This window comes from Micromonospora sp. WMMD1102 (assembly GCF_029626265.1).
GTDB lineage: Bacteria > Actinomycetota > Actinomycetes > Mycobacteriales > Micromonosporaceae > Plantactinospora.
On the sequence record NZ_JARUBN010000001.1, the window covers coordinates 5,708,932 to 5,735,214 of the forward strand.

Here is a 26,283-nt window from a genome sequence, read left to right on the forward strand (position 1 = left end):
ACGATGGCCCGTGCCGCACCCGGCGCGGGCCATCGGGCTGTCAGGGCAGCAGGTCGCGGACGACGGCGTCGGCCAGCAGTCGCCCGCGCAGGGTGAGTACCGCCCGCCCCGCGTCGTACGCCGCGCCGTCCAGCAGCCCGTTCTCCCGGGCCCGGGTCGCACCCGCCCGCCCCGGCTCGTCCAGGACGGCCAGCGGCAGTCCGGTGGCGAGCCGCACCCGCAGCAGCACCTCCTCGGTGTGCCGCTCCCCGGCCGAGAGCAGCTCCCGGCCCTCCCCCGGGGACTGCCCCGCACCGAGTCGGGCCGCGTAGCTCGACGGGTGCTTGACGTTCCACCAGCGGACCCCGCCGACGTGGCTGTGCGCGCCCGGCCCGAGTCCCCACCAGTCGCCGCCGGTCCAGTAGAGCAGGTTGTGCCGGCAGGCCGCGGCCGGCGTACGGGCCCAGTTGGAGACCTCGTACCAGGAGAAACCGGCCCCGGACAGCTCCGCCTCGGCGGCCAGGTAGCGGTCCGCCGCCACGTCGTCGTCCGGGTACACCAGCTCCCCCCGCCCGATCCGGGCGGCCAGTCGGGTGCCGTCCTCCACGATCAGGGCGTACGCGCTGACGTGGTCCACCCCGGCGGCCAGCACCGCGTCGAGCGAGGCCGCGAAGTCCTCCGCCCGCTCCCCCGGCGTCCCGTAGATCAGGTCCAGGTTGACGTGCTCGAACCCGGCTTCCCGGGCCTCCCGGGCCGCCTCGGTCGCCCGGCCGGCGGTGTGCCGGCGGTCGAGGATCGCCAGCACCGGCTGGGCGACCGACTGCATGCCCAGGGATATCCGGGTGTAGCCGGCGGCCCGCAGCGCGGAGAGCGACTCCGGGGTCACCGACTCCGGGTTGGCCTCGGTGCTGACCTCGGCGTCGGCGGCCAGCCCCCAGGTCCGGTCGATGCCGTCCAGGATCCGGGCCAGATCGTCCGGGGGCAGCAGGGTGGGGGTCCCGCCGCCGACGAAGACCGTGTCGACCCGGCCCGGCGGCCGGTCCGCCAGCGCCCGGTCGGCCAGGCGCAACTCGGCGAGCACCTGGTCGGCGTACCCGTCCCGGCCCGCCGTACCGCCGAGTTCGGTCGCGGTGTACGTGTTGAAGTCGCAGTAGCCGCACCGGCTGGCGCAGAACGGCACGTGCACGTAGACGCCGAAGCCACGCTCACCCACCCTGGCCAGGGCGGCTTCGGGCAGCGACCCGTCGACGGGTACGGGCTCGCCGGCGGGGAGGACTTTTGGCATGCGACTAGTGTGCCGGCATGACCTCAGCCCCCGATCCGCTCGTCCGGGTCTCCACCACGCACGGGGTGACGACCCTCACCCTGGACAGCCCGCACAACCGCAACGCGCTCTCCAGCACCCTGCTGGCCCAACTCCTCGACGCGCTGGGCACGGCGGCGGCGGACGACGACGTACGGGTGGTGGTGCTCTCGCACACCGGGCCGGTCTTCAGCTCCGGAGCCGACCTGAAGGAGACGGCGGCGGCGTACCGCGAGGGCACGGTGCCGGTGGCGATGCTCGGTGACGTACTCGGGGCGATCTGGGAGTGCCCGAAGCCGGTGGTGGCCCGGATCGGCGGGCCGGCCCGGGCGGGTGGCCTCGGCCTGATCGCGGCGGCCGACGTGGCGGTCTGCGCCCAGGAGGCGACCTTCGCGTTCACCGAGGTACGCCTCGGGGTGGTCCCGGCGGTGATCTCGGCGACCGTGCTGCCCCGGCTGCAACCCCGGGCCGCCGCCGAGCTCTATCTGACCGGGGACACCTTCGACGGGCGCCGGGCGGCCGAGATCGGGCTGGTCACCACGGTCACCACCGCCGAGGCGCTGGACGAGACCGTCGCCTCGTACTGCCTGGCGCTGGTCCGGGGCGCCCCGGGCGCGCTGGCCGGGGCGAAGGAGCTGCTCCGGCGCGGCTCCGAGACGGATTTCCGGGCCGGCCTGGCCGAACTGCGCGACCTGTCGGTGCGGTACTTCCACTCCGAGGAGGGTCGGGAGGGCGTCGCCGCGTTCGGTGAGAAACGGCCCGCCCGGTGGGTACCCGGGAGCTGACCGCCGGGACAGCCGGCGCGACCGGTCCGGAACTATCGGCAGTCGAACTGGCGGTCCGGGAACTATCGGCGGTCGAAGTAGGCTGTGTCCCAATATCGGGCAGGGGGTGGCGGTGCAGACTCGGGCGGTGGTGGCGGCCGGCCTGGCGCTCGCGGTGGTTGCCGCTTTCGGCGTCTATCTGGGTGCCCGCGAGTTCGGGCACGAGCTGCCGATCCCCCGGGCGGCGCCCGGCTGCGTGGTGGAGGCGGACGGCCGGGTCACGCTGAACGCGGAGCAGATGGCGAACGCCGCGACCATCGCGGCGGTCGGCGTCCGGCGCAAGATGCCGGAGCGGGCCGTGGTGGTGGCGCTGGCCACGGCGTTCCAGGAGTCACGGCTGCGCAACCTGGCCGGCGGGGACCGGGACTCCGTCGGGCTGTTCCAGCAGCGCCCGAGTCAGGGCTGGGGCACCCCGGAACAGATCCGGGATCCGCGCTACGCCGCGACCAGGTTCTACAACGCGCTGAAGCGGGTGCGCGGCTGGGAGCAAATGGAGGTCACGGTCGCGGCGCAGCGGGTGCAGCGGTCTGCCTTCCCCAACGCCTACCAGCAGTGGGCGGACGAGTCCGAGGTGCTGACCCGGGCACTGCTCGGCAATGCCACCGGCGCGGTGGCCTGCACGGTGGGCCGGGAGCCGGCGATGCGCGGGAACGCGGCGGCGGCGGCGCTTACCGCCGGGCTGAAGCTGGACTGGGGCCGGCTGGAGACGTCGGTGCCGGCCGAGTTGACCGGTCTGGCCGTACCGACCACCGATCCACAGGTGGGGTGGCGCTACGCGCACTGGCTGGTGTCGCACGCCGACGACCACGGGGTACGCACGGTCCGGTTCGGCGACCTCCAGTGGAGCGCGGACGGCGGGGCCTGGGCGCCGGTCAAGGGCAGCCCGCCGAGCCCGCACCAGGTGGTCGCCGAGGTCTTCACCGACTGACGTTTTGTTGCCCGGCCACTGCCTCGCTAACTGGCGGTGATTGCACAAACGGACAGACGCGCCTTTGATCCCCCATTTCGCCACCGCTTCGCCACTTCGAGTCAGGGCTCAGCTCCCCTGCGTACCTCTGGCTGACCGGGGTCGATCCGGTGGCCGAGCGCCGCGCTGCGGGTCTTGCCAAGGGAGTTACGATCGGCAGCCTGTGTGCTCAGAAAGAGTTTCACCCTATGGGGAGGGGACGCGGTGTTCGACTACGGCGGCCGCACCGGCTACGAGCCGATCAGTGACACGGATCGCAAGGAGTTCCACGAGCAGGGCTTCCTGTTGCTCCGCAATGTCCTGACCGAGGACCACCGGGCGGCCCTGGAGGCGGCGGTCGACCGGGTCTACGCCGAGGAGAAGGCGGCCGGCAACACCACCAAGGACGGCACGCTGCACCTGCTCGGCTTCGTGGAGCGGGACGAGCTCTTCGGCGAGCTGCTCACCCACCCGATCTCGTTCCCCTACATGTGGGGCCTGGCCGGGTGGAACATCTACACCCACCACAACCACCTGGACGTCACCCCGCCGGCCCTGGAGCCGGAGAAGCCGTACTGGGGCTGGCACCAGGACGGCTACCGGCAGAACTCGGACCCGGAGACGATGGATCCGAACCTGCCCCGGCCGATGTTCTCGCTCAAGGTCGCGTACGTGCTCTCCGACCTGTCGGAGAAGGGCCGTGGGGCGACCAAGGTCATCCCCGGCAGCCACCTGTGGAACTCGCTGCCGCGCCCGGCCGACCTGAGCGTGCACAACCCGGACCCGGAGGGGACGGTCGAGATCACCGCCAACCCCGGCGACGCCTTCATCTTCGACCGGCGGCAGTGGCACTCCCGGTCCACCAACCTCTCCACCATCACCCGGAAGATGCTCTTCGTCGGCTACACCTACCGGTGGATCCGGCCGCTGGACGAGCTGCACCCGGACAAGAACGGCGAGTGGTACAAGAACCGGACCCCGGTGCAGCGTCAGTTGATCGGTGAGGGCACCCACACCGCCAACTACTGGGGCATCAACTGGGACGGCTACGTCGACGACGAGATCCCGCTGCGCAAGGAGCTGAAGGAGCGCGGTCTGCTCGACCGCAGCATCCCCTGGCTGCGCTGACGACTCGCTCCACCTGATGCGGCGGTTCCGCCGGTCCAGCCGGGCCGGCGGGACCGCCGTTTCGTCGCATCCGCCGTCGCCCGCCGTCTTCGATGCGAGCCCGGACATCTCGATGAGCGGTCCCGGCGGACCGGGCATATTCGCTTTCGTCGTGATACCACCAAGTCATCTTGATGACAGGGCGGTATCCCGCTCGTCCGGGGTATATGCCCGCCGGCCGTCCTCGTCGCCGCCGGGCGTTCGCGCATCCAAGCCCTCGCTGGCGACGCCATAGATAACTGTCGGTGATTCACCGATTGCAATGGCAATTCTGCCGAGCCGCCGGAAAGTGGCCCGGAACACATCGGTCGACCCGACGGCTAATGCGATTAAATCGCCGGATCATTCACGTTCAACCCGGACAGTCGGCTCTACGCCGGGGCGCGCTGGGCCAACCGGCCGGACAACCGGTAGACGTCGACGAGAAGTGCCCAGAGCTCGTTGTTCAACGGCTGGCCGTCGTCGTTGGTCAGCCGGTGCGCCGGACACTTCATGGTTGGGCTGGACAGCTCGATGTCCTGCGGCGCGACGCTGCCGAACCTGATCTTCCGCTGCCCCTCCGGGCCGACCGCCCGGAACTTCTCCGGCCCGATCCGGAAGGCGCCCCGGACGATGTCCGCCACCGTGAACCGCGGATGCTGGATCTCCGTCGGGTCGCCCGTCAACTGCCGCATCCGAGCCACCTCGTGCTGGTCGTGCAGGACGGAGAGACTGGCCAGCATGGAGGTACTGCCGCGCAGCGTCTGCTCCAGCGCCGCCCCGGTCAGGCCCAGGCCGTCCCGCCCGTACGCGAGGGCGGACTCCAGGCAGATCAGCGCCTCCAACAGAGCGAGGCTGATGTTGCGCTTGAACTTGTGCCGCAGCGAGGCGGCCAGCTCCGCCGTCCCGGCATCGCCGCGCGGCACCATCTGGTCCTCCCAGACCACCGCCTCGCGGTGGGCGGCCACGACCGCGAGGGCGTGCTCCAGCACCGGCGTCGGATGCGCGAACATGGCGTCGACCAGGTCTCGGAAAAGCTGGTCGAGGCTTTGCAGATTGTCGACGAGATCGCGGCCGGGTGCCGCGCGGCGCAATTCCGTCAGCGCGTCCGAAACGCGGAGCATGCAGAACCACTCTTCGACCAGGGGGGTGTACGCCTCAAGGTACAACGCGACCTTGGGGTGCAGATCGGAAAGTTGTCGAGATGACACCCTGGCGCTTCCCGGGAGAGAGTCCGTAGACACTTACGGAGCGTAACATAAGGAGATCATTTCAGCAAATGCGAATGACGATCACAACTGTAGGTCGGGTCGGCTAGTCGACCACGATCGATCATACGGCCGTGGAGAATTTAGCGGTTCCCGGCAACCGGCGCCAGTCCGCCACCACCCGAAGCGCCAGTCCGCCACCACCCGAGCCCTGCCGACACGGCGAGCCGCCCGACGGTGCCCGGGGTTCCGTGGCTTCGGCCGCAGCGCCACCGACGCCGAGAGCCGGAAACACCACGGCGGCCCGGGAACGCCGCAGGGGCGCCGGCCCGTTCGGCCGACGCCCCTTGCTGGACCGGGAGCGGGGTGCTCAGTACCGGCTGACTCGGCGACGGCGGCCGACTCCGGCGACCAGCGCCACCGCGATGGCGGCCAGGGCGACCTGGACCAGCAGCTCCATCCAGTCGATGCCGGCGGTCTGCGTCGCGATGCCGGCGGCCCGGGCGACGACCGTGCCGAGCAGCGCCGCACCGACACCGATCAGCATCGTCAGCCAGATCGGCATGTCCTGGCGGCCTGGTACGACCAGACGGCCGAGGGCGCCGATGATGAGACCGACGACGAGCGCGGTGATGATACCCCAGACGGTGAGTTCCACGGCCGTCCTCCTTCGGATGTGTCACACGTTGTTGTGGTGACTGCTAGGTTCCCGAAGGCGCAAAATCTCAAACCGACCCAGTCGCCCAGACGTCGTGCCGCGTGCCTAGTCGCCCAGACGTCCTACCGCGTCCCGAACCGCCGCATCCATGGTGGCGAAAGCCAGTGGGGGCGGGTTCACCAGCGGGAGCCAACCCAGCTCGGCGGACTCGGCCGGATTGAGCACGATCCGCGGGTCGTCCAGGGTGGCCAGGAAGAACGTGTCGAGTACCGGCAGCGTCTCGTCCTGGAACTCGTAGCTGCCGACGTACATGCCGAGAAGTTCGCCGAGGGTGACCGAGACCCCGAGTTCCTCCCGGGCCTCCCGCACCGCCGCCTCCGCCGGGTGCTCCCAGCCGTCACAGAATCCACCCGGGGTCTCCCACCGGCCCGCCATCGGCTCCGCCGCCCGGCGCAGCGCCAGGAAGCGCACCCCCGCCAGGCCGCGTTCCCGGGCCCGGTCCACGCCGGGTGGCTGCTCCGGGCCGGCGGGGCTGGCCGAGCCGACAGGGCTGGCCGGCGTAGCAGGGCTGGCCGGTCCGACCTCAGGGTCCGGGCCGGCGAGGCGGCCGGGTGCGACCTCGCGGTCCAGGATGACCAGGCCGACCGTCGGGCGGGCGTTGACGAAAAGCTGGTAGCGGCACCGGGTGCAGGTGGTCGGGGCGGGGCCGGGCAGGGCGGTCGCGCACCGGGGGCAGAAGGAGGCGCCGGGGCCGTACCCCCGGGGAATCACTTCTTGCCGCCACCCTTGCCGTCGCCGGAGTCAGCGGTGGAGAGGGCGGCGATGAAGGCCTCCTGCGGCACCTCGACCCGGCCGACCATCTTCATCCGCTTCTTCCCCTCCTTCTGCTTCTCCAGCAGCTTGCGCTTCCGGCTGATGTCACCGCCGTAGCACTTGGCCAGCACGTCCTTGCGGATCGCCCGGATCGTCTCCCGGGCGATCACCCGGTTGCCGATCGCCGCCTGGATCGGCACCTCGAACTGCTGCCGGGGGATCAGCTTCTGCAGCTTCGCCGCGATGTTGACGCCGTAGTTGTACGCCTTGTCCTTGTGCACGATCGCGCTGAACGCGTCGACCGGCTCGCCGTTGAGCAGGATGTCGACCTTGACCAGGTCGGAGCGCTGCTCGTCGGTGGGCTCGTAGTCGAGCGAGGCGTAGCCCTTGGTACGGCTCTTGAGCTGGTCGAAGAAGTCGAAGATGATCTCCGCGAGCGGCAGCGTGTAACGCAGCTCGACCCGGTCGGCGGAGAGATAGTCCATCCCCTGCAACGAGCCGCGCCGCCCCTGGCAGAGCTCCATCACGGCACCGACGTAGTCGTTCGGGGTCAGCACCGTCGCCCGGACCACCGGCTCGTACACCTCGGCGATCTTGCCGGTCGGGTACTCGCTCGGGTTGGTGACGGTGACCTCGTTGCCGTCCTCCATCGCGACCCGGTAGACCACGTTCGGCGCGGTCGAGATGAGATCGAGGTTGAACTCGCGTTCCAGCCGCTCGCCGATGATCTCCAGGTGCAGCAGGCCGAGGAAGCCGCAGCGGAAGCCGAAGCCGAGCGCGGCCGAGGTCTCCGGCTCGTAGTTGAGCGCCGCGTCGTTGAGTTTCAGCTTGTCGAGCGCGTCTCGCAGCGCCGGGTAGTCCGACCCGTCGATCGGGTAGAGACCCGAGTAGACCATCGGCTTCGGGTCCTTGTAGCCGCCGAGTGGCTCGCTCGCCGGCCGGGCGTTGATGGTGACCGTGTCGCCGACCCGGGACTGCCGGACGTCCTTCACGCCGGTGATCAGGTAACCCACCTCGCCGACCCCGAGCGCGCCGGCCTTCTGCATCTCGGGAGAGATCACACCGAGTTCCAGCAGCTCGTGCACTGCCCCGGTGGACATCATCTTGATCTTGTCGCGCGCCTCGATCCGGCCGTCGATCACCCGGACGTACGTCACCACGCCCCGGTAGACGTCGTAGACGGAGTCGAAGATCATGGCCCGAGCCGGGTTGCCCGCCTCGCCGACCGGCGGGGTGAACTGCCGGACGATCTCGTCGAGCAGGTACGGCACCCCCTCGCCGGTCTTGCCGGAGACCCGGATGCAGTCGCTCGGGTCCCCGCCGATCAGGTGCGCCAGCTCCTCGGCGTACTTGTCCGGCTGGGCGGCCGGCAGGTCGATCTTGTTGAGTACGGGGATGATGTGCAGGTCGTTCTCGAGCGCCAGGTAGAGGTTGGCCAGGGTCTGCGCCTCGATGCCCTGAGCGGCGTCGACCAGCAGGATCGCGCCCTCGCAGGCGGCCAGCGACCGGGACACCTCGTAGGTGAAGTCCACGTGCCCAGGCGTGTCGATCATGTTCAGCACGGCCTCTTCGCCCTGCTGGTCACCCTCCCGCACGGTCCACGGCATGCGGACCGCCTGACTCTTGATCGTGATGCCGCGTTCCCGCTCGATGTCCATCCGGTCGAGATACTGCGCGCGCATCTGCCGGGGATCGACCACGCCGGTGAGCTGCAACATCCGGTCGGCCAGCGTCGACTTGCCATGATCGATGTGGGCGATGATGCAGAAGTTCCGGATGCGACCGGGTTCGGTGGCACCAGGAGAGTTCGCGCCGGAGTCGGGCGTCGGTGGCACGGCGGTCCGTTCTGCTTGGCTGACGACGATGGGCTTTCTATGTTCCCATGCCGCCCGACAGTGCCCGGCCGAGGCCGCCGGATCACCGCCGCGACTTCCGTCACCTACGCCCGCCACACCCCTGAAGACCCCCACCGCACCCCTGACCACCCCTGCCCGGAGATCGGGACGCGCACACCGCAGACCGGAACGCGCACACCGCAGACCGGGACGCGCACACCGCAGACCGGGACGTGTACACCGCGGTCAGGGCCTGGCGCGACGCGAGTGCCCGGTGGCGACGAAATCCCGGCAACCCGATCGGACCGGGGCAGACTTGGGAGATGGCCACCATCTCGGTACCACCCCGACCGTACGACGCGACCGCCGTACGGCCGGGCTGGGCCGATCTTCCCGCCGAGTTGCGGGCGGCGATCAGCGCCCGGCTGGGTGCCCGGGTCAACTGGGCCAGCACCGCCGGTGGCGGGTTCACCCAGGGGTTCGCCGGGGTGCTCCAGACGGTGGCCGGCGACCGGGTCTTCGTCAAGGCCGCGTCCCTGGTCGACCAGCGGCACCTGAGCGACTGGTACGCCCGGGAGGCGGCGATCACCGCCGTACTGCCGGCCGGGCTGGCCGTCGCCCGTCCCCGCTGGACGCTCACCGCCGCCGGGTACCACGTGATCTGTCTGGACGCCATCGACGGCCGGATGCCGGGGCTGCCCTGGCGGCCGGCCGAACTGGCGGCGACCCTCGACACGTACGCGACGGTGGCGGCAGCGCTGCGACAGCCGCCGGGTGAGCTTGTGGCGCTGGGCGTACCCCGGCTCGCCGACCTGGCCCGCGCGGACCTGGCCTGGTGGGCGGAGCTGGCCGCCGGTCGGGAGACCCTGCCGGAGGTGCCGGCGGTCGCCCGGCACCGGCTGGCCGACCTGGCGGCGCTGGAGTCCCGGCTACCCGGGTACGCCGACCTGCCGTCGATGATCCACGGCGACCTGCGGGTGGACAACGTCCTGGTGGACCCCGCCGGTCTCGCCTGGCTCTGCGACTGGACGTGGCTGAGTTTCGGACCGCCCTGGTTCGACCTGGCCAGCCTGCTGATCACCGCCTACGCCAGCGGGCTGGACGCCGACGCCCTGTTCGCCACCCATCTGGCGGCGCGGGACGCCCCGCCGGACGGGCTGGACGCCGCACTGGCCGCACTCTCCGGCTACTGGCTGATCCGCGCTGCGGCCGGCCCGGACAGCGGTGCGCCGCACGCCCAGGCGCACCAGCGGTGGAGCGGCGAGACCGCGCTCGGCTGGCTGGCCGAGCGGCAGCACTGGACACCAACCTGAGCTGTCCCGGTCCCGGCGGGGCGCCAGACTGAGCTGTTTTGGCTCGGGCGGGGCGTACCTGGTAACGTGGCTCTTCGCGCGTGCCGACACGGCGCACTCTGACGTGTGTCACCGTCCGCGCAGCAAAGGCAAACGTAACCCTAGCTACCAGGACGAGGCTGTCGCGTGGCGAACATCAAGTCCCAGATCAAGCGCAACCGGCAGAACGAGAAGCGCCGGCTGCGTAACAAGTCGGTCAAGTCGTCGCTGAAGACCGCCATCCGCAAGTTCCACGAGGCGACCGAGAGTGGAGACGCCGCTAAGGCGACCGAGCTGATGCGGGACGCGTCGCGCAAGCTCGACAAGGCGGTCAGCAAGGGCGTGATCCACCAGAACCAGGCGGCGAACCGCAAGTCGGCGATCGCCAAGCGGCTCGAGTCGCTCTCCGCCTGACCAAACGGAACACCCACACACCTGACGTGTGGCCCCGAGCCTGACCGGTTCGGGGCCACACGTGTTCCCTGGCCGCTCTCGCCGCTGGGTCGGTCATTCCCTGGCCGCTCTCGCGGCCGCGTCGGTCAACGGTAGCGGCGTCTGGCCGACTGCCGGCTGGTGTTGATCGGGTCCGGGCGGGAGAGCCAGCGCCGGGCCGGTCGCAGCTCCAGGTGTTCGGCCAGCCCGCTGTTGGGACCCCGGGCGGTCCCGGCGGCGGACGGCGCCGGCACGGCCTGCCGGGTCTGCGGAACACCCGTCTGCGGCAGGTTGGTGGCTTGGGGCACGCCGGTGGCCTGCGGTAGGCCGCTGGTCTGTGGCGGACCGTGCTGCGGTCGCGCCTCGCCGTGGCCAGTGGCACCGGCTTCCCCGCCGGATCCGGCACCATCGGCCGCTCCGGCCGCGGTCCGCTCGGTCGCCGCCGGATCACTGTGCCGTCGACGCCGGGCACCGAAGTCCAGCCGGGCCCGCATCGCCGCGGTCATGCCGAACTGTCGGGCACCGAGGAACCGGGTCGGCAGCCGGTTACCTGGGCGGGCACGGCGGGTCGGGACGCCGACCGCCTCGGCGGGGCCGGAGCCGGGCTCGGTCAGCCGGTGGGTCTGCCCGGACTCGACAAGCGACCGCTTCGGCACGCTGGCCCGCCCGACCGCCGGCTGGATCTGGCGGCGGAACCGTTCCCGTTCCTGGCTGGGCACCCGGACCGCCGAACGGATCACCGCGGCGGCCACCACGTCGTTGGTCTTGACCATGGCCGCGACGGTCGCGGGCAACACGAGTACTTCCCACCACCGGACCAGTTCGGCGAGGGCGAGCAGCAGTCCGAGGGCCACGGTGCCCTCGAAGAAGACGAAGCAGAGCATCCCACCCGGATCGACGTGCCGCAGTCGCAGCACGCGGGCGTAGAGCGGCCTCAGCCGCTCCTCGTCCGCCGCCGTCGCCGTGGTCATCGCGATGCGCCTACCCTGCGGGCTGCCGCGACCGCGACCACGGCCCGCTCCAGGGCGTATCCCCGGTCGTCGGAACCGCCCTTGACCGCGGCGTTGCACTCGGCCGCCGCGTACATGGCGTCGGCCAGTCCCTCCGGAGTCCAGCCCCGACCGACCCGCTGCGCCTTCTCGATCTTCCACGGCGGCATGCCGAGGCTGCTCGCCAACTGGTAGGCGCTGCCCCGGCCCGCCGAACTGACCCGGGCCACCGTGCGCACCCCGTCGGCGATCGCGTCGGCGATCGGCACCGGGTCCACTCCGACGTGCAGCGCCCAGCGCAGCGCCTCCAGGGCACCCGGCACGTCACCGGCCATCGCGGCGTCGGCGACGGTGAAGCCGCTGACCTCGGCCCGCCCCCGGTAGTACCGGGAAACCGTGTCGACGCCGATCCGCCCGTCGGTGTCGGCCAGCAACTGGGAACAGGCGGAGGCGAGTTCGCGCAGGTCGTTGCCGACCGCCGCGATGAGCGCCTCGGCCGCGTCGTCGGTGCACCGACCGCCGCCGCGGCGGATCTCGTCCCGGACGAAGGCGACGCGGTCCCGGTGACCTTTCAGCTTCGCCGCCGGGACGACCTCCGCGCCTGCCGACCGCAGGCCGTCGGCGAACGCCTTGCCCTTGGCTCCGCCGGCATGGACGACCACCAACTGCACCTCGGGGTCGGGATTCTTGGCGTACGCCAGCAGCGCCGCCACCAGGTCCTTCCTGGCATCCTGTCCAGCTCGGACGACGAGTACCCGGCGGCCCCCGAACAGGGACGGTCCGAGCAGTTCGGCGATCTCTCCCGGCCCCAATCCGCCCGCCTCATGGTCGTGTACGTCGACGTCCGAGTCGGCGGCTCTGGCCGCGTCGACCACTCCGGCGACCGCTCTGGTGGCGAGCAGTTCTTCGTCACCGAGCACGAGTACGACGGGAGCGAGGCTAGCGGGGGTCACGAGGTCATCGTCGCACGCGGTGTGCGTCCATCGGGCCTGGTCACCTGGCTCGCTGCGGCTGACCCCGCAGTTAGCGCAAATCCAGACATTTATCTTAACCCCGGCATTCTTGCCAGGATTTGTGGTGACCGGCTCGAAGCCTACCGCCGGAACCAGCTGACACCCCGCTACGACACGGTAGGCCGGTCTACCCGGTAGGACAGTCAGCGAACCGGGCGGGGAACTCGGAGCGGAATCATCGGGTGGCCGGGTCACCGGGATCGAGGCCCCGGACGGCCACCGCCAGCCCTTCCCCGCCGCTCCCGAGCACCGCCAGATCCCCGTGCTGGTCGGTCCGCAGTACCCGGGCGCCGGACCGGGACAGCCGGGCCAGCACTCCCGCGTTCGGGTGCCCGTATCCGTTGTCGACGCCGACGGGCACCAGCGCCACCGCCGGACGTACGGCGTCGAGGAAAGCCGGCTCTTGGTAGGCCGAGCCGTGGTGAGCGACTTTCAGGACATCCGCCCGGAGCCGGGCCACCGGCAGCAGCTCCAGCAGCGCCTGCTGTTCCTCGGTCTCGGCGTCCCCGGTGAGCAGGATGCTGACGCCGCCCACCTCGGCGCGCAGGACCAGCGAGTTGTTGTTCGGGTCCGAACGGGTGCCCCGAATCGGGTAGGGCGGGCCGAGCAGGGTCAGCGTCACCGGGCCGGCCGTGTAGGTCCAGCCGGGACCGGCCACTCCGACCGGTACGCCCCGCATCCTTCCCGCGCGTTCCACCGTTCCGCGCCCCTCGACCGGCTCCAGCCACCGCGGGGCGATCACCGCCTCCACCCGCCGTCCCCGGAAGACGCCGTCCACCCCGTCCACGTGGTCGGCGTGAAAGTGGCTCACCAGCAACAGGGCCACGGTCCGTACGCCGAGGCGGCGCAGGCAGCGGTCCACGGCTGTGGGGTCCGCGCCCGCGTCCACCACCACCGCCCGGCCGGCGCCCAACGGCAGCACCAGGCTGTCGCCCTGACCCACCGCACAGGCGACGACCACCCAGCCGACCGGAGGCCATCCGCTGGCGACCACCCGCACCGGCAGCGCGCCGACCACCACCGCGGTCGTCACCACCGCGACGATCCGGCGCACCGGTGGGCGGCGGACGGCGATCAGCAGTGCGACGGTCAGTGCGCCGAGCAGCAGACCACCGACGACCCCGTCCAGCCAGGGCACCGTCCCGGCTGGCAGGCGTGCGCCGTACCGCGCCACCAGGACGAGCCACCACGCCGGCCATCCGCCCAGCCAGGCGACGCCCTGCGCACCGTCCGGCCAGAGTGGGGACAGCACCGCGGCCGTGACCCCGAGCATCGTGGCGGGCGCCACCGCCGGCACCGCCAGGAGGTTGGCCGGTATCGCCACCAGACTGATCGTGCCGGAGAGCCCGGCCACCACCGGCGCACAGGCCAGTTGTGCCGCTGCCGGGACGGCCAGCGCCTCCGCCGCACCGGGTGGTACGCCCCGGCGCCGCAGTCCGTCCCGCCAACGAGGGGCCAGCAGCAGAAGACCCCCGGTAGCCAGTACGGAGAGCGCGAACCCCGGGTCACCCGCCAGGTCGGGGTCCACGACCACCAGTACGGTGACCGCGCCGGCCAGCGCCGGCAGGGCCGCCCGGGGGCGTCCGAGGGCGAGCCCCAGCAGGCCGATCGCCCCCATGGTGCCGGCCCGGACCACGCTCGGCGACGGCCGGGCCAGGACGACGAAGCCGACCAGCGCGATCCCGCAGAGGACGGCGGCGAGCCAGGGGCCGGCCCGGGCCCAGCGGGCCAGCAGCAGGACCATCCCCACCACGATCGCCACATTGGATCCGGAGACCGCTGTCAGGTGGGTCATGCCGGTGGCCAGGAAGTCCTCCTCGACCGTCGTCTCCAGCCGGCTGGTGTCGCCGACCACCAGTCCCGGCAGCAGTCCGCCCGGCTCGGCGGGCAGCGGTGCGCAGGCACGTTGCAGCCCGGCCCGCAGCGAGCCGGCCACCCGCTGTGCCCAGGACGGGGTGCCGCGCAGCTCGGGTGCGATGTCGACGGTGAGCACGGCGGCGGTGAGGTCCCCACCGCGCGGCGCCGCCAGCCGTCCGCTCGCCGTCACCCGCTGCCCGGGAAGCAGTCGACGCCAGCCGGGTTCGGTAGCCAGCACGAGTATCCGGGCCGGCACCCTGACCCTGGGCCTCTCCTCCTCGGCCACCCAGACCAGCCGGGCCGGCAGCAGATAGGTGGTCGGCAGGCCGGCGGCACCACCGATCGGCCGCGGGTCCTCCCGGATCACCAGTTCGGCGCTGACCCTGGCCCGCGCCTCGGCCAACTGGCTCACCGGCTCGGCGTCCCGGACCGCGAGCCGGGCGGCGGTGGCCACGCTGCCGCAGACCACACCGAGCAGTACGGTCACCACCACCCAGCCGTGCCGATCGAATACGACGCGCGTCCCCCCGGCCAACCGAGCCGACACGGCCACCCGACCCGGCACGGCCACCCGATCCGAGCCGATCCGAGGGCTCGATCCGTCCGGCCGGCTCGACACGGTCAGCCAGCCCGACGTGACCAGCGCGGCTACGCCAGCCAGGACCGCGACGAGCACAGTCGGGCCTGTGCCGAGCAGCAACCCGGCCAACGCCGACAGCCAGGCTCCCACCGCCAGTCCGGCCAGCCGCAGGTCCGGCCGCCGTCGATCTCCATCCCCAGCCGCACCTCCTCCGGCTGTCACCGGCCCACCACCGCCGGACGGGCCACCACCGCCCACCGGCCCAGCACCGCCCACCAGCCCCGCCGTCACACCGTCACCAGGTCCTTCAGGTCCTCGTAACGGGCGTCACCGATGCCGGTGACCTGGCGCAGATCGCCCACCGAACGGAAGCCGCCGTGCTCCTCCCGGTGCGCCACGATGCGCTGGGCGAGCACCGGCCCGACCCCGGGCAGGGCGTCGAGTTGAGCGGCGGTGGCGGTGTTGAGGTTGACCTTTCCGGCGCCCGGCTGGACACCCGGTGCACCTGCGGGCGCCCCGGCACCGGCCGGCGCGGCCCCCGGTGGTGGTGTCACTCCCACCAGGATCAGTTCACCGTCGGTGACCTTGCGGGCGAGGTTGAGCAGCGCCACGTCGACGCCGGGAAGCGCGCCTCCGGCCGATTCGAGCGCGTCGGCCACCCGCGCACCGGCCGGTAGCCGCACCAGGCCGGGCCGGCGTACCTTGCCGGCCACCGCGACCACCACCTCGTCGGCGCCGCCGACCACCGACCCCGAGGACGGCGGGGTCGGCGCGAGCACCGTTGCCGGGGCCGACAGGGACCCGACCGGCTCGGTCCGGGGGCGGGACATCCAGGCCCAGCCGGCCGCTCCGAGCACCACGACCACCGCCAGCACGGCGAGAGCCTTGACCCCACGGCGTCCCGGGTCGAAGGCGCCCGGACCGGTCAGCGCCCCCGGATGCGCCGCAGTTTCCGGGCCCCGATGCGCCGCAGTCTCCGGACCCGGATGCGCCAACACTTCCGGGCCCGAACCCACCGGCGTTTCCGGCGACCGGCCCGACCCGGTGCCGGCATGGCCGGAGACGGCGGACGCCTGCTCCGCCGGAGTGGCACGCCAGCCGAGCAGCCGGGAGAGCCTTTGCCGCACCAGGATTTCGTCGTCGTCGGACACCCCGCGAACGTAGGCAACGACCAGCACCACGCATCGGCCGTACCCCGGCAGTTGTGGACAACCGACGGCACTGTGGACATCGCCCTGATCAAGCGAAAGTGTGCTAGGGGAGATCCCGGTTCGTCCGGCCGCGCGGTGTCGGTCGACACCGCGCGGCCGGAACGAACCGGTCAGACTCCCAGCGAGCGGAGTAGCGGCAGGCCGGACAGGGCTGCCGGACGGCTGGTGTTGCGGGTGGCCGAGTCCTCACCCTGCGCCGGTGCGCTGGCCGGTACCAGGGTGACCGCGAAGACCAGGCCGGCGGCGATCACGCAGCTGCGCAGTCGTATTCTCATCGGCTCTCCTACTGTCCCTGTCCGGCGAGGATGCGCTTGGCCGCCGCCCAACTGGAGTTCCGGGCGGCTTCGAGCTTCAGGTTGTCCAGGTTGACCGGCCCGCTGTGCCATTTGTCGCCGACCTTGTGGTCGACGCCGACGGCCGTCTCCCCGTTGGCCGCCACGCACTCGTGCCGGACGTAGATCCGGCCCGGGATGGGCTCGGGGTCACTCCACCGGGTACACCTCGGCTCGAGGTCGGCCACGATCTTCCGGTTGAGCTCCCGGTACGTGGCCTCGATGGTGCTGAGCCCGCCGGTCCAGCCCGCATCGGTACGCGCGGCCAGCGTGATCGGATAGAGCACCTGCGCGCCGAGACCGATCTGGTCCTTGGCCCGCTTCGAGTCCGGGTCCACCGCCTGGTACTTGTTGTTGGCGTTCTGGGCGTACCGGCCGACCTCCATGGCGAAGGACTCCAGGAGGATCTCGTTGTCCCGGAAGTTGTGGTAGTCGAGCATGTCGATGTGTACGGAGGTGGCCTGGCCCAGCACCTCGGCCGCCTCGAGCCCGTCGGCATGCCCGACGACCTCGTTCTGCAGGCCGGTGAGCGCACCGCTCACCAGCCGGACGAACTCGACGATCTGCTCCGGTGTCGCGCCGCCCGACCGGTAGACGTTCCAGGCGATCAGGGACAGGTCCACGATGGGGCCGCTGATGCCGTCGACGTTGGCTCGGGCTGGCTGTGCCGCCCCGGTCAGCAGCATCGTCAGCGCGACGGCCGACGCCGCGATGCTCCGTAGAAGTCTGCTGCACATGCCGGAGAGTTTCTCGGCACCGGGCGGTGCGCGTCTTCGTGACCGGTGCGCAACTCCGTGTTGCCGTTTGTCAGTCCGCGTAGTGCGGCACGGCGAGGGTCCGCGCCACCGTCGCGCTCAGCAGCCGGACTCCGACGGTCGAGCCGGGATCGACACCGGTGATCTCACGGACGCGGCGCAGCCGGTAGTCCAGCGTTCGCGGGTGGATGTGCAGCGCGGCGGCGGCGCTGGTGCGGTTCATGTCGTTGGCGTAGTAGGCGCCCAGCGTCGCCACCAGATCCGGGCCGCCGACCAGTGCCTTCGCGTAGCCGCGCAGCCAGCCGTCGATAGCCGGCGTGTGCGCCACCGCCATCTCCACGAACAGGTCCGCGAGTTCCGGCAGCCGCTCCGGACGATCCTGCGGCGGCGCCACCCGGCTCGCCTCGCGGGCCCAGGACAGCGTCTCGGCCAGCCGGCCCACCGCCCCCTGTGCCGACCCCACAGCACAGGGCTGCCCGATCAGCGCCGCCGCATGGCGTACCCGGTGCAGCGTCTTCGCCTGCGGGACGTTGCCGGGCGTGAGTACGGCGAGTTCGTCGGGGGCCAGCCAGGTCACCGGGAACCGGTCCGCGGCGAACGCGGCCACCACCTCGGACCGCGTCTCCGGCGTCGCCGGAGACGGGATCCCCACGATCGAGATCCGGTACTGCCCGGCGATGCGCAGGTCGGCGACGAACGGCTCCACCGGCTCGTCGGCGAGCAGGGCACGGGCCAGGATCTCCAGCCGCGTCGACAGCACCTGGGCGGTGCCCACCCCACGGGTGTAGCCGCGCAGGTAGGCGCTCCGGGCCCGGACGCCCTGGGCACCGAGCCAGCCGACCAGTCGCAACAGGTCGGTGACGTCCTCGGGGCGGGCCAGGTCGTGCACCTCGCGCACCATCATCGCGGTGTGCAGGCCGAGTACCTGCTGCTGCGACGGGACGGACAGGCCCGCCTCGGCCCGCTGGCGGCCGACGGCGGCGATGCCCGCCAGGTCCTTCTGGTCCAGCGGCAGCTCGGCCGCGGCGAGATCGAGCGACCGGCGCCGGATGAGGACCGCGAAGTCGTACATCCCGATGCGGTCGTCGACCTCGGGCGCCATCGCCTGGTACTCGCTGACCTCGTTGGTGTACGTCTCGACCGCGAGCCGCGCGTTGACCTCGACCCGCTCGCGCAGAGCGTTGAACAGGGCACTCATCGATGCGCTTCCTCCCCGTCCCAGGCGCCGCGAGCAGTGACGGTTGCGGATGGTTCGCTACGTCGTCGTACCGTAACATCCTCGTACCCGGTGCAGGTGTAATCGATCTTCGTGAGTGCCGCGCCGCCCGCGCCCGTCAGTGTGCGGGCGACTCCGAGCGGTGCACCACGACGCAGACCAGGCCCGGACCGGCGTGCGCGGCGATCACCGCACCGGCCTCGCTGACGTAGCTGGCCCGTAGCCGGTCACCGAGACGATCGCGCAGCTGCTCCGCCAGCCCGGCCACCCGGTCGGGTACGGCGAGATGGTGCAGTGCCACCTCGACCTCGCCCGTTCCGGCCGCCTGCACCGCGAGGTCGCCCAGCCGGGCCAGTCCCCGCCCGGCGGTGCGGACCCGGTCCCGCAGTGCGATGCCGCCGTCCGCCACGTGCAGGATCGGCTTCACCGACAGGGCGGTGCCGAGCAGTGCCTCGGCGGCGTTGATCCGGCCACCGCGCCGGAGGAACTCCAGGGTGTCCACGTAGAAGAAGGTGCTGGTCCGGGTGATCGCGTCCAGCGCCGCCCGGCGTACCTCGGTCAGTCCCGCATTCCGCGCGGCGGCCTCGGCGGCGGCGAGCGCCGGGAAGCCCAGACCCATCCCGGTCGACCGGGCGTCGACCACGCTGACCCGGGGACCCAGCTCGGCGGCGGCCAGCCGGGCCGCCTCCACCGTCCCGGAGAGTTCCGCCGACAGGTGTACCGAGACGACCCCGTCGGCCCCCTCGGCGAGCAGCCGGCGGTACGTCCCGACGAACTCCTCCGGGGCCGGCCGGGACGTGCTCATCGTGAACCGTCGCGCGCCCAGCGCCTGGGCCGCGTCCGCCGGACCGACGTCGATGCCCTCCCGCCCCTGCACCCCGTCCAGCACGACGATCAACGGCACCACGGTGAGCGGGTACCGGCCGGCCAGCTCGGCCGGCAGGTAGGCGGTGGAGTCGGTGACGACCGCGACAGGCATTCCGGCACGTTAGCCGATCACCGGCGCCGCGACGACCGGACGGCCTTCCCGGGCGTTCCACCGCACGGACGGCCGAACCGGATCGGACAGCCTCTCACCCCGCACGACGACCGCACGGATGACGACTCGCACGGATGACGACTCGCACGGATGACGACCGCACGGGCACGTCGGGGCCTGAGGGCGGGGTGACTTCAGACGGGCGCCGGTGCCGGGCCCTGGGCTACCAGGCCGACGTTGTGCCCCCGCAACTGCCAGCCGCGTACCTCGTCGTGCCGCAGCTCGGTCCAGTGGCAGTTGTTCAGCGGGCCGACCGAGCGCAACACGGTGGAGTCCCAGCCGATCAGGTAGCCGCAACCCTGCCGGGCGCCGCCGCCGTGCGTCGCGACCACGATCGTGCCGCCCGGTACGGCGTCGGCGGCGTCCTGCAACGCCGTGCCGACCCGCTTGCCGAGGTCGTCGAGGCTCTCCACCTCGCTGCCGGGATCGGGGTCGCCGGTCCGCCAGCGGGCGTACTCGGCGGGGAACCGCTGCGCCACCTCGGTCATCAGCAGGCCCTGCCACAGCCCGTAGAACCGCTCCCGCAGCCGGGTGTCGGTGCGGATCGGCAGGCCGGTCAGCGCCGCCAGCGCCGCGGCGGTGTCGGCGGCCCGGCGCAGGTCGCTGGCGACGATCGCGCCCGGGCGCAGCGCGGCGAGCAGCGGGGCGGCCGCCGCGGCCTGCTCCCGGCCGAGGTCGTTGAGCGGTACGTCGGTCTGCCCCTGCACCCGGTTGGCGGCGTTCCAGTCGGTGTTGCCGTGCCGCCAGACGATCAGCCGGGTCATTCGGCGATGCCCGCCTCGGCCTCCACCAGGTCACGGTCGACGAACGGGATCGTCGGGCAGTCCTTCCACAGCCGGTCCAGCGCGTAGAACTCGCGCTCCTCGGTGTGCTGGACGTGCACCACCAGGTCGACGTAGTCGAGCAGCACCCAGCGGCCCGCCCGCTCGCCCTCGCGGCGGACCGGCTTGGCCTTCTCGGGCAGACCGACAAGTGCCTCCTCGATCGCGTCCACGATCGCGGTCACCTGCCGTTCGTTCGGCGCGGAGGCGAGCAGGAACGCGTCGGTGATCACCAGCTGGTCCGCCACGTCGATGATGACGATGTCCTGCGCCTTCTTGTCGGCAGCGGCCTGCGCGGCAGCCGTCGCCAGGTCACGGGCGCGGTCGGAAGCTGTCACCGTTCTCCTTCGATCAACCGTCGGACTCTCCTAGCCTCTCACACCGTGCGGCGGTACGGCCTGGCGGTTAACGAACGACGAGGCGGAAGCGGGTCGAAATCACCCGCGGTAGAGCCGCCGTTTGGCGATGTACTGCACCACACCGTCCGGGACGAGATACCAGAGCGGCCCACCGGCGGCCACCCGGGCGCGGCAGTCGGTCGAGGAGATGGCCATCGCGGGCACCTCGACCAGGCTGACCGTGTCGGCCGGCAGGTGTGCGTCGGAGAGCACGAACCCGGGCCGGGTGACCCCGATGAAATGGGCCAACTCGAACATCTGGTCGAGATCCTTCCAGGAGAGGATCTTCTCCAGCGCGTCGGCACCGGTGATGAAGAAGAGCTGCACCTTGGGGCCGTACTCCGAGTGCAGGTCGCGCAGCGTGTCGACCGTGTAGGTCGGGCCGCCGCGGTCGATGTCGGCCCGGCTGACCTGGAAGCGCGGGTTCGAGGCCGTCGCGATCACCGTCATCAGGTAGCGGTCCTCGGCGGCGCTCACCGGCTCGTCGGCCTTCTGCCAGGGCTGGCCGGTGGGCACGAAGACCACCTCGTCCAGCTCGAACCGGTCGGCCACCTCGCTGGCGGCCACGAGGTGCCCGTGGTGGATCGGGTCGAAGGTGCCCCCCATGATCCCGATCCGCCGGATGTCTGCCTCCACCACCTGATGGTAGGCCCGGAACCGCCACCCCGATCCGCGAGCATGAGCCAGATCGCACTTCCCCGCCCGCCCCGCCGGTCAGCGTCGCGTGGCGAGTGCCCGGCGCAGGTCGTCGTCGGCGTCGACGACCACCCGGCGCAGGCCGGCCGGCAGCTCCGCCCGGTCCAGCAGCGCCGCCGCCAGCTCCCGGGTCCGCGCCGAGACGGCGTACCGCGGATAGGCCAGCCCGGCGACCCGGTCGGCCACCCAGGGGGTACGCCGCAGCGCCGCCGCCGGCATCTCGGCGAAGTACCGCCGCACATAGGAGTCGGTCAGTTCCGCCTGCTCCGGCTGCCAGAACCCGCGCGCGGTCGCCTCCAGCAGCCGGTTCGACAGGCCCGTCCCGCCGACCAGCAGTGCCCAGGCGCGCTCCTTGCCGGCCGGGTCCGGCAGCGCCGCCCGGCAGGTCGCCGCCCACTCCGCCCCGCTGGCGCTGCGGTCCGTCTCCTGCTCGGCGGCGATCTCCGGCTCCCCCGCCTCGCCGAGCACCGCCAGCCGGTGCAGTACCGCCCAACGCAGCTCGGCGTCGACGGCCAGCCCGTCCGGCACCTCCTTGCCGGCCAGCCAGCCGACCAGCCCGGCGGCGTCCACGGTCGAACCGATCCACCCGCGCGCCGCGGCGAGCTGCCCCGAACCGCCGGCCGGCGCCACCGCGAGCAGCCGGGAACAGGCCCCGGTGAGCTGTTCCAGGGCAGCGGCGCGCACCTGCGGGTCCAGATAGCGGTCGACCAGGTCGCGGGTCCGGTTCAGCACGTCCTGCACCACGACCACCTCGGTCTCGGCCGGCAGGGCGGCCACCACCAACGCCACCAGGTCGGCCACCGGCCGCTCCCCGTCGGTCACCGCGTCCAGCGCTTCGGCCCAGACCAGCGCCCGGGTCAGCGGGTCGGCCAGCTCGGGCAGGATCGCCGGTACGGCGGCGACCGAGCCCGGGTCGAAGCGGACCTTGGCGAAGGTCAGGTCGCCGTCGTTGGGCAGCAGCAGCCGGGCCGCCGGCAGCCCGGTCAACCCGTCCAGCACGGTACGACCCCCGTCGGCCGCCGGGTCGACGTCCACCTCGATCCGCTGCCGCAACCGCAGCGTGGTCCCCGCGCCGGCCGGGTCCGGATCGTAGAGTCCGACCCCGATCCGGTGCGGGCGGAGCACCGGATGCTCCGGGGGCGCACTCTGCACCAGGGCCACCTCGGCGTACCGTCCGGCGTCGTCGCGCCGCACCTCGGTGCGCAGGGTGTTGGTCCGCGGCTGGCGCAGCCACACCTCCGCCCAGCCGGTCAGGTCCCGACCACTGCTGGCGGCGAGCGCCGACAGCAGGTCGGTGAGGGTGGCGTTGCCGAACCGGTGTGCGGCGAAATAGCCGCGCAGCCCGGCCAGGAACGCGTCGTCGCCGACCCAGGCGACGAGCTGGCGGAGCACGGCGGCACCCTTGGCGTACGAGATGCCGTCGAGGTTCGCCAGCGCCTCGGCGGCGTCGACCACCTCGGCCGGGGCGACCGGATGGGTGGAGGGGCGCTGGTCGGCGGCGTACCCCCAGGCTTTGCGGCGTAACGCGAAGGTGGTCCACGCCCGGTCGAACCGGGTCGCCTCGGCGGTGACCCGGCTGCCGAAGTACTCGGCGAACGACTCGTTCAGCCACAGGTCGTCCCACCAGCGCAGGGTGACCAGGTCGCCGAACCACATGTGCGCCATCTCGTGCGCGATGACGTTCGCCCGGTGTTCCCGCTGGCTGTCGGTCACCGCCGACCGGTGCAGGAACTCGTCCCGGAAGGTGACCAGGCCGGGGTTCTCCATCGCGCCCATGTTGAACTCCGGCACGAACGCCTGGTCGTACTTGTCGAACGGGTAGCGCACCCCGAAGAGCTCGTGCAGCCGGTCCAGGCACTGCCTGGTGACCGTGAGGATCTCGTCGGCGTCCCGGTCGAGGACGTCGGCGAGCGAACGCCGGCAGTAGAGGCCGAGCGGGATGCCGTCGTGCTCGGCCCGGAGCACCGCGTACGGCCCGGCGACCAGGGTCACGAAATAGGTGGCCAGCGGCGGGGTCGGGGCGAAGACCCACCGGCCGGAGGTCGGGCCGGAGGCCGGTTCGGACGTCGATCCCCGGATCGGGCCGGCGGCCAGTCGCCCGTTGCCGGCCACCGTCCAGTCCTCCGGGGCGACGACGGTCAGGCTGACCGGCGCCTTCAGGTCGGGCTGGTCGAAGCAGGCGAAGATCCGCTGGGCGTTGTCCATCCCCGACATCGCGTAGAGGTAGGTCTCGCCGTCGGCCGGGTCGACGAACCGGTGCAGCCCCTCCCCGCTGTTCGAGTACGCCATCTCCGCCTCGACCACCAGGGTGTTCTCGGCGGCCAGCCCGGTCAGCGGGTACTGGTTGTCGGCCAGCGCGGCCGGGTCGAGGTCGATGCCGTTGCACCGTACGCCGAGCAGTCGGGCCGGCCGGACCTCGACGAAGGTGGCGGCCCCCGGGGTGGCCGCGCGGAACCGCACGGTGGTGACCGACCGGAACCGCTCCGCCGCGCCGGTGAGATCAAGTTCGATGTCGTACGACTCGACGGTGAGCAGGGCGGCGCGTTCCGCCGCCGCTACCCGGGTCAGGCTCGGCATCCGCTTATCCTGCACGATGAGCCCGCAGGCGGCTCGGTCCCAGGCAGATTCCACCGATGGAGGAACCGACGATGGCGCAGCACCCCAAGGGCGACTTCGACCTCTCGCGTGCCGTGTGGCAGCGGGCCGAGGGCGACGACTCCGAGGGCGCGGTCGAGATCGCGTTCGTCGACGACCTGATCGGCATGCGCAACTCCGCCGAGCCGGACGGTCCGGTGCTGGTCTTCACCCAGGCGGAGTGGGACGCCTTCGTGGCCGGCGCCCAGGACGGCGAGTTCGACCTCGACTGACCGCGGCGCTGGTCAGGGCGGCGTTCGAACCGCCCTGACCAGCGATCCGTGCCGCGATCGCACCCTGGCGTCCGGTGCAGCCCCAGCGGCTCGAGCCGGTCGCCGTCGGCCGGAGCCGCGGTTCGCCACCCACCGGCGTCTGCCGGGGAGCCGGATATCCGTTGCGGGCCCCGATACCTCGACCTATGGTGATTTTTGACTCGCGGCTGCTGAACCGTCGAGCACCACAACCGAAACGGGATTCGTTCCCGCTCCACCCGCACGCGGCGCACCGCGTGCGGCTGATTGGTGGTCCGAACTTCAGCAGCCCCGAAAGGTCCTACCCGTGCCGAAATCAACTGCCCACCGACTCGATCCACGTCTGGTCCGGATCGACGATTCCTGGCTCACCCTGCCCAATCCCCACGACGTTCCGGTCGAGATCTGCGCCGGACCGGACGTACCCATCGAACCGGTGGCGGTCGACGAGCTGCTCACCGTACTGGAAACCGCCGACACCCTGCGGGCGCTGGCCCGGGCCGTGCCGTGGCTCGACGTCGAGCCACGGGTGGAGCGGGTTGTCTGCACCCCGGACTTCCACAAGGGTGCCGGCATCCCGATCGGCACCGTACTGCGCACGGTCGGTGCGCTGATCCCACAAGCGGTCGGCAACGACATCAACTGCGGGATGCGGGTGGAGGCGACCTCGGTCACCGTCGACCAGCTCCGTCCCGGACTCGACCGGCTCGAACGTCGGCTGCGACACCTGTTCTTCGAGGGTGGTCGCCGAATCGGGCTGACCGGTCGGCAGCGTGAGGGGCTGCTCCGCCACGGGCTGCCGGGCCTGCTCGCCGACGGCGTACCGGCCGATCCGAAAGGTGCCTGGCGGCAGGTCGGCCCGGACGACCTCTCCGACCTTGACGGCCGGCTGCACGCCACCGGCTTTCCGGTCGACTCCGCGGACGACTTCCGGGACTGGATCTCCAGCGGTGGCGGGACCAGCTACGACAGCATCATCGGCAGCGTCGGCGGCGGCAACCACTTCGCCGAACTGCAGTACGTCTCGGCGGTGCACGACGGGGCCGCCGCCTACGCCTGGGGACTCTTCCCCGGCCAAGTGGTGCTGATGGTGCACAGTGGCTCGCTGTCGCTGGGCCACCAGGCGAACGCCACCGGGCGGGACCAGGCCCGGGGCGCCTGGCCGCGCGCGGTGCCGCTGCCTCGGAACCGGATCCTGCCGATACCCCTGGACGACCGCACCGCCCCGGCCAGGCAGCGTTATCTGACCGCGTTCGCCAACGCGGCGAACTTCGCCCTCGGCAACCGGTTCTTTTTGGCCCTGATGCTCCGGGCCGGCTTGGCCGACGTCGTCGGTGAACTGCGCTCCCGGCTGGTCTACGACGCACCGCACAACCTACTGTGGCCAGAGCCGGACGGCACCGTTGTGCACCGCAAGGGAGCCACCCCGGCGGCCGGAGCGGACGGCGGCGGCCAACGCCCCGTCGACCTGTACGGCGAGCCGGTGATCGTGCCCGGCTCGATGGGCGCACCCAGTTACCTACTCCGAGGGCTGGGCAGTACCCGGGCGCTGACCAGTGCCTGCCACGGCGCCGGTCGGCGAATTGCCCGGGGTGCGGCCGCCCGGGGCGGGGATGCCGAACTGGACGCCTTCCTGCGGGAGTTCCGGGTGGTCACCCCGGTCGACCACCGCGATCCAGCGGTCAACGCACGCCGGGACATCATCGACGCCTGGCGTCGGGACATCAAACAGGAGGCGCCCTGGGCGTACAAGGAGGTGGGTCCGGTGGTGCGAAGCCTGGGTCGAGCCGGGGTGGCCGAGCCGGTCGTCGAGCTTGCGCCGATCCTGACCGTCAAGGGCTGACCCGCGACCGGTGCTGGCCGGCCGGGCGGGATCATCCGCCCGACCGGCTGGGGCACTCTCCAGTGAACCGGCGAGCCGGTGCGTCATGATCCGGGCGGCATCATCCGCAAACATGAGATGACGTACGGTTAGCCCGTAGTCACGAGATGTTCAGTACGGGCGGGGTCGAGCTG

At 71.9% G+C, this 26,283-nt stretch carries 23 protein-coding genes and 1 pseudogene; 7 read left to right on the forward strand and 17 right to left on the reverse strand.

Features of this window, described 5'->3' with window-relative positions; genetic code table 11:
* Positions 1-40 precede the first annotated feature (40 nt).
* Positions 41-1,264: a radical SAM family heme chaperone HemW gene (gene hemW / locus O7626_RS25565; RefSeq protein ID WP_278063635.1), complete on the reverse strand. Its 1,224-nt coding sequence runs from the start codon at positions 1,262-1,264 to the stop codon at positions 41-43.
* A gap of 17 nt (positions 1,265-1,281) precedes the next feature.
* On the opposite strand from hemW, the gene O7626_RS25570 reads away from it, so the two are divergent.
* The 3 genes from O7626_RS25570 to O7626_RS25580 all read left to right on the forward strand — a co-directional run bounded on the left by O7626_RS25570 (position 1,282) and on the right by O7626_RS25580 (position 4,180).
* Entirely contained in the window at positions 1,282-2,067 is a 786-nt protein-coding gene (locus O7626_RS25570) for an enoyl-CoA hydratase-related protein (RefSeq protein ID WP_278063636.1), read from the forward strand.
* A 106-nt stretch (positions 2,068-2,173) separates the two neighbouring features.
* Positions 2,174-3,034, forward strand: coding sequence for a hypothetical protein (locus O7626_RS25575; RefSeq protein ID WP_278063637.1), 861 nt, complete (start codon positions 2,174-2,176; stop codon positions 3,032-3,034).
* Positions 3,035-3,277: 243 nt separating this feature from the next.
* Positions 3,278-4,180, forward strand: coding sequence for a phytanoyl-CoA dioxygenase family protein (locus O7626_RS25580; RefSeq protein ID WP_278063638.1), 903 nt, complete (start codon positions 3,278-3,280; stop codon positions 4,178-4,180).
* 410 nt (positions 4,181-4,590) lie between these two features.
* Here the strand turns inward: O7626_RS25580 and O7626_RS25585 are convergent, their stop codons facing one another.
* The 4 genes from O7626_RS25585 to lepA all read right to left on the reverse strand — a co-directional run bounded on the left by O7626_RS25585 (position 4,591) and on the right by lepA (position 8,712).
* Positions 4,591-5,409 carry a hypothetical protein gene (locus O7626_RS25585; RefSeq protein WP_278063639.1) on the reverse strand — a complete coding sequence of 273 codons (819 nt, stop codon included), beginning with the start codon at positions 5,407-5,409 and terminating at the stop codon, positions 4,591-4,593.
* Between the two features lie 367 nt (positions 5,410-5,776).
* On the reverse strand, positions 5,777-6,064 hold the full coding sequence (locus O7626_RS25590) for a GlsB/YeaQ/YmgE family stress response membrane protein (protein ID WP_278063640.1): 288 nt from the start codon (positions 6,062-6,064) through the stop codon (positions 5,777-5,779).
* A gap of 105 nt (positions 6,065-6,169) precedes the next feature.
* A complete protein-coding gene (locus tag O7626_RS25595; RefSeq protein WP_278063641.1) occupies positions 6,170-6,835 on the reverse strand; it encodes an NUDIX domain-containing protein in 666 nt (221 codons plus the stop codon).
* On the reverse strand, positions 6,832-8,712 hold the full coding sequence (lepA, locus tag O7626_RS25600; RefSeq protein WP_278063642.1) for a translation elongation factor 4: 1,881 nt from the start codon (positions 8,710-8,712) through the stop codon (positions 6,832-6,834). The genes O7626_RS25595 and lepA overlap by 4 nt, the downstream gene beginning before the upstream one ends.
* 323 nt (positions 8,713-9,035) lie before the next feature.
* Between lepA and O7626_RS25605 the strand changes: the two genes are divergently transcribed.
* Both O7626_RS25605 and rpsT read left to right on the forward strand, forming a co-directional pair.
* Positions 9,036-10,025 (forward strand): phosphotransferase, encoded by a 990-nt coding sequence (locus tag O7626_RS25605; protein WP_278063643.1) that lies wholly within the window; start codon positions 9,036-9,038, stop codon positions 10,023-10,025.
* Between the two features lie 165 nt (positions 10,026-10,190).
* Entirely contained in the window at positions 10,191-10,457 is a 267-nt protein-coding gene (rpsT, locus tag O7626_RS25610) for a 30S ribosomal protein S20 (protein WP_278063644.1), read from the forward strand.
* Between the two features lie 671 nt (positions 10,458-11,128).
* On the opposite strand, the pseudogene O7626_RS25615 reads toward rpsT, so the two are convergent.
* The 12 genes and pseudogenes from O7626_RS25615 to pepN all read right to left on the reverse strand — a co-directional run.
* Positions 11,129-11,446 (reverse strand): annotated as a pseudogene (locus O7626_RS25615) (hypothetical protein); the annotation flags it as partial.
* On the reverse strand, positions 11,443-12,417 hold the full coding sequence (gene holA / locus O7626_RS25620; protein WP_278063645.1) for a DNA polymerase III subunit delta: 975 nt from the start codon (positions 12,415-12,417) through the stop codon (positions 11,443-11,445). The pseudogene O7626_RS25615 and the gene holA, both read right to left, overlap by 4 nt.
* 235 nt (positions 12,418-12,652) lie before the next feature.
* Positions 12,653-15,136: a ComEC/Rec2 family competence protein gene (locus tag O7626_RS25625; protein ID WP_278063646.1), complete on the reverse strand. Its 2,484-nt coding sequence runs from the start codon at positions 15,134-15,136 to the stop codon at positions 12,653-12,655.
* 65 nt (positions 15,137-15,201) lie between these two features.
* Positions 15,202-16,065: a helix-hairpin-helix domain-containing protein gene (locus O7626_RS25630; protein WP_278063647.1), complete on the reverse strand. Its 864-nt coding sequence runs from the start codon at positions 16,063-16,065 to the stop codon at positions 15,202-15,204.
* Between the two features lie 170 nt (positions 16,066-16,235).
* Positions 16,236-16,400 carry a hypothetical protein gene (locus O7626_RS25635; RefSeq protein ID WP_278063648.1) on the reverse strand — a complete coding sequence of 55 codons (165 nt, stop codon included), beginning with the start codon at positions 16,398-16,400 and terminating at the stop codon, positions 16,236-16,238.
* Between the two features lie 8 nt (positions 16,401-16,408).
* A complete protein-coding gene (locus O7626_RS25640) occupies positions 16,409-17,194 on the reverse strand; it encodes a hypothetical protein (protein ID WP_278063649.1) in 786 nt (261 codons plus the stop codon).
* A gap of 70 nt (positions 17,195-17,264) precedes the next feature.
* Complete coding sequence (locus O7626_RS25645) at positions 17,265-18,410, reverse strand: PucR family transcriptional regulator (protein WP_278063650.1); 1,146 nt, start codon at positions 18,408-18,410, stop codon at positions 17,265-17,267.
* 136 nt (positions 18,411-18,546) lie between these two features.
* The gene (locus O7626_RS25650) at positions 18,547-19,407 is read right to left on the reverse strand and encodes a DegV family protein (RefSeq protein WP_278063651.1); all 861 of its coding nucleotides are present in this window, start codon (positions 19,405-19,407) and stop codon (positions 18,547-18,549) included.
* A 194-nt stretch (positions 19,408-19,601) separates the two neighbouring features.
* Complete coding sequence (locus tag O7626_RS25655) at positions 19,602-20,231, reverse strand: histidine phosphatase family protein (RefSeq protein ID WP_278063652.1); 630 nt, start codon at positions 20,229-20,231, stop codon at positions 19,602-19,604.
* Positions 20,228-20,626, reverse strand: coding sequence for a ribosome silencing factor (rsfS, locus tag O7626_RS25660; RefSeq protein ID WP_278063653.1), 399 nt, complete (start codon positions 20,624-20,626; stop codon positions 20,228-20,230). The genes O7626_RS25655 and rsfS overlap by 4 nt, the downstream gene beginning before the upstream one ends.
* 99 nt (positions 20,627-20,725) lie before the next feature.
* Positions 20,726-21,322 carry a nicotinate-nucleotide adenylyltransferase gene (nadD, locus tag O7626_RS25665; RefSeq protein WP_278063654.1) on the reverse strand — a complete coding sequence of 199 codons (597 nt, stop codon included), beginning with the start codon at positions 21,320-21,322 and terminating at the stop codon, positions 20,726-20,728.
* Between the two features lie 78 nt (positions 21,323-21,400).
* The gene (gene pepN, locus O7626_RS25670; protein WP_278063655.1) at positions 21,401-23,959 is read right to left on the reverse strand and encodes an aminopeptidase N; all 2,559 of its coding nucleotides are present in this window, start codon (positions 23,957-23,959) and stop codon (positions 21,401-21,403) included.
* A gap of 71 nt (positions 23,960-24,030) precedes the next feature.
* On the opposite strand from pepN, the gene O7626_RS25675 reads away from it, so the two are divergent.
* Together O7626_RS25675 and O7626_RS25680 are read left to right on the forward strand one after the other, a co-directional pair.
* Entirely contained in the window at positions 24,031-24,249 is a 219-nt protein-coding gene (locus O7626_RS25675) for a DUF397 domain-containing protein (RefSeq protein WP_101371446.1), read from the forward strand.
* A 325-nt stretch (positions 24,250-24,574) separates the two neighbouring features.
* Positions 24,575-26,110, forward strand: a complete 1,536-nt coding sequence (locus O7626_RS25680) for an RtcB family protein (RefSeq protein ID WP_278063656.1) — start codon at positions 24,575-24,577, stop codon at positions 26,108-26,110.
* The last annotated feature ends 173 nt before the right edge of the window (positions 26,111-26,283 follow it).

What these genes read in the sequence shown, in the direction of transcription:
- hemW (WP_278063635.1), bottom strand. Translation starts at nt 1,264, where the DNA reads ATGCCAAAAGTCCTCCCCGCCGGCGAGCCCGTACCCGTCGACGGGTCG.
- O7626_RS25570 (WP_278063636.1), top strand. Translation starts at nt 1,282, where the DNA reads ATGACCTCAGCCCCCGATCCGCTCGTCCGGGTCTCCACCACGCACGGG.
- O7626_RS25605 (WP_278063643.1), top strand. Translation starts at nt 9,036, where the DNA reads ATGGCCACCATCTCGGTACCACCCCGACCGTACGACGCGACCGCCGTA.
- O7626_RS25635 (WP_278063648.1), bottom strand. Translation starts at nt 16,400, where the DNA reads ATGAGAATACGACTGCGCAGCTGCGTGATCGCCGCCGGCCTGGTCTTC.
- O7626_RS25640 (WP_278063649.1), bottom strand. Translation starts at nt 17,194, where the DNA reads ATGTGCAGCAGACTTCTACGGAGCATCGCGGCGTCGGCCGTCGCGCTG.
- O7626_RS25645 (WP_278063650.1), bottom strand. Translation starts at nt 18,410, where the DNA reads ATGAGTGCCCTGTTCAACGCTCTGCGCGAGCGGGTCGAGGTCAACGCG.
- O7626_RS25650 (WP_278063651.1), bottom strand. Translation starts at nt 19,407, where the DNA reads ATGCCTGTCGCGGTCGTCACCGACTCCACCGCCTACCTGCCGGCCGAG.
- O7626_RS25655 (WP_278063652.1), bottom strand. Translation starts at nt 20,231, where the DNA reads ATGACCCGGCTGATCGTCTGGCGGCACGGCAACACCGACTGGAACGCC.
- pepN (WP_278063655.1), bottom strand. Translation starts at nt 23,959, where the DNA reads ATGCCGAGCCTGACCCGGGTAGCGGCGGCGGAACGCGCCGCCCTGCTC.
- O7626_RS25675 (WP_101371446.1), top strand. Translation starts at nt 24,031, where the DNA reads ATGGCGCAGCACCCCAAGGGCGACTTCGACCTCTCGCGTGCCGTGTGG.